This window comes from Pseudoclavibacter sp. 8L (assembly GCF_902506465.1).
Taxonomy (GTDB): domain Bacteria; phylum Actinomycetota; class Actinomycetes; order Actinomycetales; family Microbacteriaceae; genus Pseudoclavibacter.
Genome location: NZ_LR733212.1, coordinates 1 through 10221 on the forward strand (window position 1 = coordinate 1; position 10221 = coordinate 10221).

The window sequence follows — 10221 nt, forward strand, 5'->3', positions numbered from 1 at the left end:
ATCCCCCGTCGCGCCCCCGCTACGTGCCCCCGCTCGCAGACCTGGGGCCAGCGCACCGCGTACGCGCCAAACGGATGCATAAACCCCGGGTCTGTCCGCGCCAGGGGCCGCGCTCCACTGTGATGTCACAGGTGCGCCGCTCTTGGAGTTCTCCACAGCGGTTCGCGGGATCCCGCGCGGGCGACGCCGCGCACGTAGCGTCGCCGTGTGGCTCCTCCAGACAGACCTCCGCGTTTTCGCGACCAGCTTCCACCCGAGCTCCGGGGCAAGAGCTTCACGGTGGCGGACGCGCAAGACCTGGGTGTGGGCCGGGGCCGGCTGAGGAACCCGGGGCTGGCGAGACCCTTTCGTGGCGTTCGCGTCGATAGCGACGCAGCAGAGCCGGCTGACGGGCAGGAGTCGACATCGGCGGCTGTTCGCCTACAGCTCCGAGCCCGCGATCTGCAGTACGCGCCGCTCCTCAAGGAAGCGCACGCCTACGGCGCAGTGTCCGCGGCACGGATCCTTGGCCTGCCCCTCCCGTTGCAACTCCTCAGGGATCCGCGCGTCCATCTCGTCGTCCCTGACGGCACGAACGTCCCTCGGCGCCCAGGAGTCACCACCAGAATCGTCCCAGCACGGCTCTGGCGCACGTTCACGTTCGATGGTGTCCCGCTGCCTCATCCAGCGCTCCTCTACGGCCTGATGAGTCGCGACCTCCTGCGCTCGAGCGCCTCCTCGGCGCGGCCAGACCTCCTCGGCTTCGGTGACGCGCTTGTCAGCGGGGCCGAAAACTACCCGAACCGTCGCTGGCGCGAAAATCTCGCGGCGCCCGATGCCCTGCAACGGTACGTGGCCGAGTGGTCGCCCGGGTTCGGTGCTGCCCTGCTCCGCGAGATGACGCCGCAGATTCGCGAGAAGGTTGAGTCGCCGTATGAAAGCCTCCTGCGCTTCGTGCTCCACGACTCCGGATATCCGGAACTCACCGTTCAGCACTCTCTGCGTGTCCGAGGGAAGGAAGTCGCGCGCCCTGATTGCGCTGATCTCGAGGCCAAGATCGCCTATGACTTCGAGGGGCTCGGGCATCTGGTGAGTCCGAAGCAGTGGAGACGCGACATCCAGCGCGTTCGCCAGATCACCAATCTGGGCTGGCATTCCGAGCGGCTCACCGTCTCAGACCTCTGGCCGGATCCCAGCGCATTCGTTGCGCACGCGCACGCCCTGCGAGAGCGGCGTCTACGTCTGCTCGGCAAGCTGTGACGCCGAGCACCCCCTTGCTGACTTGCGTGCTGAGTCCCGCGGCCCGAAGCCCGCAGCACAGACCTGGGGCTCGCGCACGATCCCGGCCCCGCGGAGGTGCAGAACCCCCAGGTCTGCACCCGCGCCAGCCACAGACCTCGGGCTCACGCACGCTCCCAGCCCAGCGCAGGTACCTATCCCCCAGGTCTGCACCCGCGCCAGCCACAGACCAGGGGCTCGCGCATGCGTGACGCGCGCGGCGCATGCAGAACCCCCAGGTCTGCACCCGCGCCAGCCACAGACCTCGGGGCTCACGCACACTCCCAGCCCAGCGGAGGTGCAGAACCCCCAGGTCTGCCCACGCCAGCCACAGACCTCGGGCTCACGCACGCTCCCAGCCCAGCGCAGGTACCTATCCCCCAGGTCTGCACCCGCGCCAGCCACAGACCAGGGGCTCGCGCATGCGTGACGCGCGCGGCGCATGCAGAACCCCCAGGTCTGCGCGCGGGGAAGGGCAGGGGTGCGGCTCAGTCGTCCGCTTGCGCGGTTGCCGTCGCCACAATGCGGGACGCCATGGTCGCGAAGATGAACCCGTGGAAGGGGAACACGGCTGCCCAGTACAGGCGGCCGAGCAGACCCTGCGGGAAGTACACGGCGCGCTGCTCGTAGCGGGAGCGGATGCGCTCCCCGTCCTTCACCTCATCGCCGCGCGCATCCGACTCGCCGTCTCCGTCGCCGACCGGCAAGGCCCGCATCTCGAGCCACGCGAGCCCGGGCACGCGCATCTCCGCCCGCAGCCTCAGGAGCGAGCCATGCTCGCCGCCGCGCTCGATGGTCTCGACGCGCCAGAAGTCGAGTGCGTCGCCGACTGCGAGCCGGTCCGGGTTGGTGCGGCCGCGACGCAGCCCCACCCCGCCGACGAGCTTGTCCATGACGCCGCGGGCCCCCCAGAGCAGCTTCGACGAGTACCAGCCGTTGTCGCCGCCGATGCCCTCGATGACGCGGAACAGCTGCTCGGGTGAGACCGTGCTCTCCTTCGACTGCTCATCGGTGAAGACGGTCTGCCCCGCCCAGTCCGGGTCGGCGGGCAGGGGGTCGCTTGGCGCGCTGTGCACGTTCGCGTCGCGCCAGCTCGTCTCCGTGGCTCGCTGCTTCTCCCGACCCAGGGCCAGCTCAACGGCCCGCAGGTAGGTCGTGAGGCCGCCCTCGGGCGGCGGGATGAGCGCATCCACGTCGCGGTTCTTGACGACGCACTCGTTCTGCAGCGACTCGACGAGGGGCCGGGCGATGGACTTTGGGATCGGGGTCACGAGGTTCACCCAGCGAGACGCGAGGCCGGGCGTGAAGACGGGCAGCGAGGCGATGGCCCGCTGGCGCAGACCGGCCTTCACGGCGTACCCGTTCATCATCTGCCCGTACCTGAGCACGTCGGGGCCGCCGATGTCGAGCGCCCGGTTCTCGTCTCCCTCGATGCGGGCGGCGCCCAGCAGGTAGTGGAGGACATCACGGACGGCGATGGGCTGGATGTGGTTGCGCACCCACTGCGGGGCAGGCATGTACGGCAGCACCTCCGTGAGGTGCCGCACCATCTCGAAGGATGCGGAGCCGGAGCCGATGACGATGCCGGCCTGGAGGACGATGGTCGGGACGGGCGACCTCAGGAAGACCTCGCCGACCTCCTTGCGGGAGCGGAGGTGCTTCGAGAGCTTCGCGTCGTCGGGGTGCAGGCCGCCCAGGTAGACGATGCGGGAGACGCCGGCCTTCGCGGCTTGCTCCGCCACATTCTCGGCGAGCTGCAGGTCGGTGCGTTCGAAGTCGGACCCGGATCCCATGGCGTGGACCAGGTAGTAGACGACGTCAATGTCCTGCATGGCTTCGCCGACGGCCTTCGGGTCGTCCGCGTCGCCCACGACCACGTCGACCTCGTCTCCCCAGTCGTACGCGGAGACGCGGCCGGCGTTGCGGGCCAGCACCCGCACCCGGTAGCCGGCGGTGAGGAGCCTCGGCACGAGGCGGCCTCCCAGGTAGCCCGTCGATCCGAAGACGAGCACTCTCGGCGCTGAGCCGTCCCCTCGAGGAACGGCCTTGAGCGCTGGCTCGTTGCCCGTCGGGGCTGGCGTCGCGGGCGTGCTGCTGTTGGCCGGAGTGACTCGGGCAGCGAAGTCGCTGTCAGCAGAAGACGGCGCACTGTCCTTCGCGGACTCGCTGGCCTGGGCGTTTGGGGGCGTGCCTGGTGATGCCATGCTCGCGAGGCTATTGCCCCTGTCTGATCGCAAGATGATGGGTTGACAAAGCGGCACGACAGAGCCCCCGAGGGATGTGCCGCTCGGGGGCTCTGAGGTCGATCTTCGTCGTTCTTCTCGGCGGTGCGCTCTAGCTCTGCACGACCGCGACCGGGTCGGTCGTCGGCAGGCCCGTTGCGGAGCCGCCCTTCGACTCGACCGTGAGGCCGACGGCCATGCCTGGCGCGAATGTTCCGTCGAGCACCTTCACGGCTGGGGCACCGTCGGCCATGGTCAGGACTCCGGCAGGTGCGGGTCCTTCCCCGTCGATGTACCAGAGCTCGTAGTCGTTCTCCTCGGGCAGCTGGGCCATGCCATCCGCGATGACCGCGGATTTGCCGAGCTCCTGCGACCAGTAGACCGTGACGGTTCCGCCGCCGGCCGCCTCGGTGCGAGCACTGTCGACGTCGGGGGCGGCGAGGATGAGCGCCACGTCGCCGTCGGCGAGGGGCTGCTCCTGCGAGTCCTGCCCGAACCCGCCGAAGGCGAGGCCTCCGCCGAGGAACAGGCCGACGGCGAGGACAACCGCGGCAGTCGCGGCGAACATGGCCTGGGCGCTGCTGCGGAACCAGCGTCCGCGGGCTCGTGTCTCCACAGGCCCGAAGTCGTCGTCTCCGGTCGAGGTGGTCGAGGCTCCACCGCCGACGGCGACAGGACGTCGTTCGTCGTCGGAGTCGCGCTCGTCGGCGTCTGTCTCGGGCTCCGGTGCGAGAGACAGCCTGGGCCGCCCCTCCCCCTCGGCGTCCCGCGGGGCAGCACCAGCAGGTGCAGACGGCGTGCCGACGTCGGAAGCTCCCGCGGGTGCCGCGGACTCCTTCTCTCCGCCGACCGGGTTCTGCTGCGGGAAGCTGTCGAGCTTCGCGAACAGCGAGCCCTTCATGGATGCAGGAGGAGTCACCGGGGAGACTGCGAGCGCAAGCTGCGCTGCGGCTTCCTGGTAGCTCTCGAACTCCTCCGAGAGCTCGCCGTCTTCCAGCAGCTTGTTCAACAGCGCACGGTCTGCGGCATCGTCGAAGTCGTTGGCGGAGAGCGCCTCTGCAGCAAGCAGCTGCTCGAGCTCCTCACGTTCCTGTTCGTAACTCATGACACCACCCCCAACTCGCGACGCAACCGATTCATTCCGTCTCTGATCCTTGTCTTCACCGTGCCGAGAGGCACCTCGAGCCGTTCCGCGATCTCACTCTGGGTGAGACCCCCGTAGTAGGCCAGGGTGACCGCCTCTCGCTGCTGATCGCTGAGCGCGCTGAGTGCCTTCTGGGCCCTCTTGTGCTCGATGCTGATCTCAGCCGACTCGGCGACGTCGTCGCGTTCCCCTTCGAAGTCCCGCGCCCCGATCTTCAGGTCACGGTCCTTCGATGCCTGGGATGCGCGCACCCGGTCGATGGCTCTGCGGTGCGCGACAGTCAGCATCCACGTGGTCGCCTTGCCCTTGCTCGGCGAATACGATGCGGCGGTCTGCCAGATCTCGAGCAGCACCTCTTGGGCGACCTCTTCGGACTGCGCCTGGTCGACAAGCACTCGCCTGATGAGTCCGAGCACACGCGGTGCCATGAGGTCGTAGAGGGTCGAGAAGGCTTCCTTGCTTCCTGTAGCGGTGCGCACGAGAAGGTCCTCTATCTCTCCGATGGCTTCGCTCACAAGCTCAGCTTGCCATCTCGCGAAGGTTTCGCGAAGTCGGTTGACTTCGTGTTGGGTTCCTGGGAAGTGCGATGCTGGGACGTTCGGCCTGGCCTCAACCGAAGGTGAATGAGTAAGCATCCACGCCACCCCCCAGCGTCACGGTCAGTTCTCCCTGCTTGCTCTGGTCCCCTTCGAAGAGGAGGTAGGAGCCCGGGTTGCCCTCGACTTGGATCTCTCGGGGGCCGGTGCCGTCGTCGACGGTCACGGTTCCGGAGCCGCCGAGCACCATTCGGATGGTCGAGGCGGTGTAGGAGAGCTTGATCTTTCCTTCGTCGTCGCTTCGGATGCCCTGCGAGTCGAGGTTGAAGTCACCCTCGAGCGCGAAGGTGTCCTGTTGCTGCTGCGCGGGGAACGTGAAGCTGCGGTCACCCTGGCCGTACTCGCCTTCACCTGCGTAGTTGACGACCTTCGTCGGCATCAGGTAGGTCTCTGGCGTCGTGCTTCCGAGTTCCGGCGTGGTGTCCGAGGTGTCGGTCTCGCCTGGGAGCTGCACGTCCGGGTTCGCTTCCTTGAGGAGGTCGCGGATCTGGGCCTCGGTCTCGGCGTATCCGCCTTCACCGAAGTGGATGGCGCGGACGGTTCCCGTTGCGTCGATCAGGTAGTGGGCTGGCCAGTACCGGTTGCGGTAGTTGGTCCAGGTGCCCAGGTTGTTGTCGAGGGCGACGGGGTACTCGATGCCGAACTCGTCGATCGCGTTCGCGACGTTCGAGGCTTCCTTCTCGAAGGCGTACTCGGGAGAGTGGACGCCGATCACCTGGAGGCCGGAGTCCTTGTAGGCCTGATCCCATGCGGTGACGTGCGGGATGGAGCGGATGCAGTTGATGCAGGAGTATGCCCAGAAGTCGATGAGGACGACCTTGCCCTCAGCGGCCTGTGCAGCGAGCTGCACCTCTTCGCCGTCAGGGGTGTTCATCCACTCCTGAATGTCCAGGATGTCTGGGGCCGGGCCGCAGTCTCCGAGCTCCGGGTCGCCGGGGGTGCAGTTGGTGAGCTGCTCGTTCTGGTCGTTGACCAGGCCACCGAAGGCGAGTGCCTCCTCGACCTGCTCGTTCGAGTTGAACTGCTCCTGGAGGCCGGCCGTGTAGTCCGGCACAAGGCGCTGGAGCAGCTGCGGGAGGTTGAAGACGAGTCCGATCGCGAGGGCGATCATGACAACACCGGCGGTGATGCGGATGCCACGCTGGTGCTTGCGGAACGACTTGACTCGCTCGCCGACGCGACGTCCGGCGAGGGCGAAGATGAGAAGCGGGATCGCGGCGCCGATGCCGAACGTCACCGTGAGGATGACGGTCTCGATTCCGATCTGACCAGTCGAGCCGGCAACCGTGATGGCTGCGAGCACGGGGCCGGCGCACGGCACGTAGACGGCGCCGAGCGCGATGCCGAGGAGGAAGCCGCCGCGGTCGGTGTTGACCTGCTTCTGCGGGATCCAGGAGAACGGCTTCTCGAGGAGGTGCTCGAACTTCGGCACGATGAGGCCGACGCCGATGAGGACAAGCACGATGATGCCTGCCCAACGCAGCACGTCCTGGGGGAGCCCGAGGAGGCTGAGGAGCAGCGAGCCGAGCAGCGTGAAGACGCTGAAGCTCGTAACGAGGCCCAGGATGACGAGGTACGGCCGGGCGGATGCGCGCCGCTTCGTCGTGCGCTCGCTCTTGACTTTCGTCTTGAGCGCGCCCTCGTCAGGCCCTTCGGCCCCGGGATCCTGGGCCTCGGCCTGCATCTCCTCGTCGCTGCGTGCACCCTGCACGCCGCCCGAGAAGAAGATGACGGGTAACACGGGAAGGATGCACGGGGAGATTCCCGTGATGAGGCCTCCGAGGAAGCCTATGAGTCCTAGCGAGATCATGTTGCGCTCCCTGAAGCATGGTTGTCAGGCGGACGTTCATGCCTGTGCACTGCATTCGGAGCCGTGTGCCTATCGGTTTGTCGTTTCCGCGTATTCGATGGGCTCGGTTCGTGCTCTCCGCCGGAACACGGCGCGAGAGCACTGTGGGGAAGGAACCGGATGACGCTCCTTCCCGGCCAGGCGTTCGTCGAGTGGGCGGGGACACACGCCTATATAAGGGCGCCGCGCTCAGGTCTCCGGGTCGGTGCCGCGCTCAGCGCCAGTCCCGCCAGCCCCGCAGCCGGGCAGCTCCACGGCCGCCATGAGCGCTGCCAGCTGAAACCGCGCACCGAGTTGGGGTGCGAGATCCGCGGAATGACGGGCATGTGGGGGCCGCCGAAGTTTTATTCCGAACTTTTCCAATCCGCTTCAGGAGGGCCTCCGAATGCCTTTGTGAACCGCAACGGATGCGGCTCCGGCCCCCCGGCCGAGAAATGAGGAGTGAAGTTATGCGCACTATCACCAGGAAGGGCTCACTCGCCCTCCTCTCGCTGGCGGCCATCTCGACCTTCGGCCTGGCAGCCTGCTCGAACTCGGCCCCCATGGCTGAGACCGACGCCTCCACGGAAGCCTCCCCCATGGAGACTGCAATGGAGACGCCTATGGAAACCACCATGGAGACGATGGACCCAGCAGCCAACCTCGTCGGATCCGGCTGCGCCGACTACGCAGCTCAGGTTCCGGACGGTGCAGGCTCCGTCCAGGGCATGTCCCAGGACCCGGTCGCGGTTGCGGCTTCCAACAACCCGCTGCTCACGCAGCTCACGGCAGCTGTCTCCGGCCAGCTCAACCCCGATGTTGACCTCGTCTCGACGCTGAACGGCGGAGAGTTCACGGTCTTCGCACCGGTCGATGAGGCCTTCGGCAAGATCGATGCGGGAACGATCGACACGCTCAAGACCGACGCCGACCTCCTCTCGGGGATCCTCACCTACCACGTGGTTGAGGGACAGATCCTTCCTGACGAGATCGCTGGCGACCACAAGACCGTCCAGGGCGAGAACGTCACCGTCACCGGTGAGGGCGACAACCTCATGGTCGGCGACGCCAAGGTCATCTGCGGTGGAGTCCAGACCGCCAACGCAACCGTCTACCTGATCGACTCGGTGCTCATGCCGCCGTCGATGATGTAAGACAAACGCATCTAGCACGACAAACAGATATGGCCCCGGATCTTGCATCCGGGGCCTTTATCTGATTCCTTTTCGCTCAATCATCGCGTAATGCACGAATATCACAGCGAGGGCACGGATTTCCGTGGATTCCCACACAGGATTTCCTTATATGGATATCCGGGGGTCACAATGGGTTGTCCGGTTAAAGACGCGGCTGTGCCAACTGAGTGCCACAAGCGCCACAGGGGAAGCCATCGTCCGACACCGGCGACTACAGTCAACATCGAACTCTGGAGCTCTCATGGGATTCCTCGCATTCCTTCTTCTCGGACTCATCGCCGGGGCCATCGCGAAGCTCATCCTGCCCGGCAAGCAGGCTGGCGGCTGGATCGCTACCCTCATCCTCGGCGTCGTCGGCGCACTGCTCGGCGGCTGGATCGGCGGCATGCTCTTCGGTGAGGGCGTTGACGCGTTCTTCTCGCTGAGCAGCTGGCTCCTGGCCATCGGTGGCTCGCTCATCGTCCTCGTCATCTGGGGATTCATCACGAGCCGCAGCAGCAGGAACAAGGCGTAAGACGCGCACGCACGATCAAGACCTCGGGCCCCGGCATCTTTGCCGGGGCCCGTTGTCGTCTCCGAGACGGTTCGCGGAGCGAATGTCCCTCCCACCTCCCAGTACCGGGGGATCTCGACCAAGACCCGTGGCCATCTGGGACTCCGGAGGGGGCGGCTGAGCTCGCGGACGAGTTCGTAGTGCTCATCTCACGCGCGGGGTCCATCGCGAGCAGGCAGGGGCGCGCTCGACGACCCTCAATCCGCTCGACGCGACCTTCGTGCTGAACTCGGCGGCCGCATCCTCACTGCCTACTGCGATTCGCTGCTCGCCGGCTCAGACGCCCACCCACGGGACGAGGCGACACTCGTGCGCATCGCAGCCGTGCTGATCCTCGGAGACCACCACGGCGACCTGGACCACGAACAGGGACCAGGGTTGCGCTTCCTCCCGCTTGAGCTTCCCGCTCGCGGCGCGGGCCCTTCGTGTGGTTCGCTCGAGGCATGACCTCCAGTGCGAGCAGCAGCAGTGACCAGCGGCCGAGTCACGACGATCAAGCACCTGCTGACCAGCGACGCTCGGCACGCGCCGAGGCTCGCTGGCGGATGCTGACACGTTGGGAGCACTACACGTCACTGCCGATGTTCGTGGTCGCGGTCGCGTTCTTCACGGCGTCGTCGCTCTTGCTCATCGACGTGCAGCTGAGCGCGAATGCGCAGAGCCAGCTCGCGAGCGTCGTCTCGATCAGTTGGACCCTCTTCATCGTCGAGTTCCTGATCCGCCTCGTGATCAGTCCGGTGAAGGTCACGTTCGTGCGCTCGCGATGGTTCGACCTGCTCTCGCTGTTCGTTGTCGTGTTGCGGCCATTCCTCATCGTCACGTACCTGTGGCGCCTGCCGTTCTTCCGCCGCGGTGGCGCTCGCGCGAAGCGCACCCGCAATGTTCTCGCGGTGTCGATCGCGTCGCTCCTGTACGTATACACGGCGTCGCTCGGCGTGTACCTCGTCGAGCACAAGACGCCAGGCGCGTCGATCGTGAGCATGGGGGATGCGCTGTGGTGGGGGTTCACGACGATCACGACGGTCGGCTACGGCGACTTCACGCCTGTGACGCTCGCCGGCCGCGCCCTGGCGGTCTCGCTCATGGTGTCCGGTGTGCTCATCGTCGGGTTCGTGAGCGCGACGATCATGTCGGCGATCCGTGAGGACGCGCAGACCATCGCGGCGAAGCTCACGACGAAGGCGCCCGGCGTCGAGGCCGGCGGCTCCCACCCTGAGCAGGCTGCGCGCTGACCAGTCGCTGCGCGCTCCCGTCCGTCCGGGCGTGGGGGCGATCGTCTCTCGTAGGGCCGCCGGGCGTCGGGTGTTTTTGGGCAACAAAAAAGCCGGGGTTGGTCATCGAGGAGCATCTCTGCTCACTCAACAACCAACCCCGGCTTATGAAGAAGTCCGGCGGTGACCTACTCTCCCACAGGGTCCCCCCTGC

The 10221-nt window shown here is 66.7% G+C and carries 8 protein-coding genes; 4 read left to right on the top strand and 4 right to left on the bottom strand.

Annotation, left to right across the window (positions count from 1 at the left end; translation table 11 throughout):
* Window positions 1-684: 684 nt before the first annotated feature.
* Window positions 685-1239, top strand: coding sequence for a hypothetical protein (locus tag GV007_RS18770; RefSeq protein WP_160075363.1), 555 nt, complete (start codon window positions 685-687; stop codon window positions 1237-1239).
* A 506-nt stretch (window positions 1240-1745) separates the two neighbouring features.
* Here GV007_RS18770 and GV007_RS18775 read toward each other — a convergent pair.
* The 4 genes from GV007_RS18775 to GV007_RS18790 form a co-directional block, all read right to left on the bottom strand.
* Window positions 1746-3461, bottom strand: coding sequence for an SDR family oxidoreductase (locus GV007_RS18775; protein ID WP_160075366.1), 1716 nt, complete (start codon window positions 3459-3461; stop codon window positions 1746-1748).
* 130 nt (window positions 3462-3591) lie between these two features.
* A complete protein-coding gene (locus GV007_RS18780; RefSeq protein ID WP_160075369.1) occupies window positions 3592-4584 on the bottom strand; it encodes an anti-sigma factor in 993 nt (330 codons plus the stop codon).
* On the bottom strand, window positions 4581-5138 hold the full coding sequence (gene sigK, locus GV007_RS18785) for an ECF RNA polymerase sigma factor SigK (RefSeq protein ID WP_236558643.1): 558 nt from the start codon (window positions 5136-5138) through the stop codon (window positions 4581-4583). Before sigK ends, GV007_RS18780 begins: the two co-directional genes overlap by 4 nt.
* A gap of 94 nt (window positions 5139-5232) precedes the next feature.
* Window positions 5233-7029, bottom strand: coding sequence for a cytochrome c biogenesis protein DipZ (locus tag GV007_RS18790; RefSeq protein ID WP_160075374.1), 1797 nt, complete (start codon window positions 7027-7029; stop codon window positions 5233-5235).
* A 488-nt stretch (window positions 7030-7517) separates the two neighbouring features.
* On the opposite strand from GV007_RS18790, the gene GV007_RS18795 reads away from it, so the two are divergent.
* The 3 genes from GV007_RS18795 to GV007_RS18805 all read left to right on the top strand — a co-directional run bounded on the left by GV007_RS18795 (window position 7518) and on the right by GV007_RS18805 (window position 10028).
* On the top strand, window positions 7518-8201 hold the full coding sequence (locus tag GV007_RS18795) for a fasciclin domain-containing protein (protein WP_104244973.1): 684 nt from the start codon (window positions 7518-7520) through the stop codon (window positions 8199-8201).
* Between the two features lie 283 nt (window positions 8202-8484).
* A complete protein-coding gene (locus tag GV007_RS18800) occupies window positions 8485-8757 on the top strand; it encodes a GlsB/YeaQ/YmgE family stress response membrane protein (protein WP_104332906.1) in 273 nt (90 codons plus the stop codon).
* Between the two features lie 584 nt (window positions 8758-9341).
* Window positions 9342-10028, top strand: a complete 687-nt coding sequence (locus tag GV007_RS18805; protein WP_160075377.1) for a potassium channel family protein — start codon at window positions 9342-9344, stop codon at window positions 10026-10028.
* Window positions 10029-10221 lie beyond the last annotated feature (193 nt).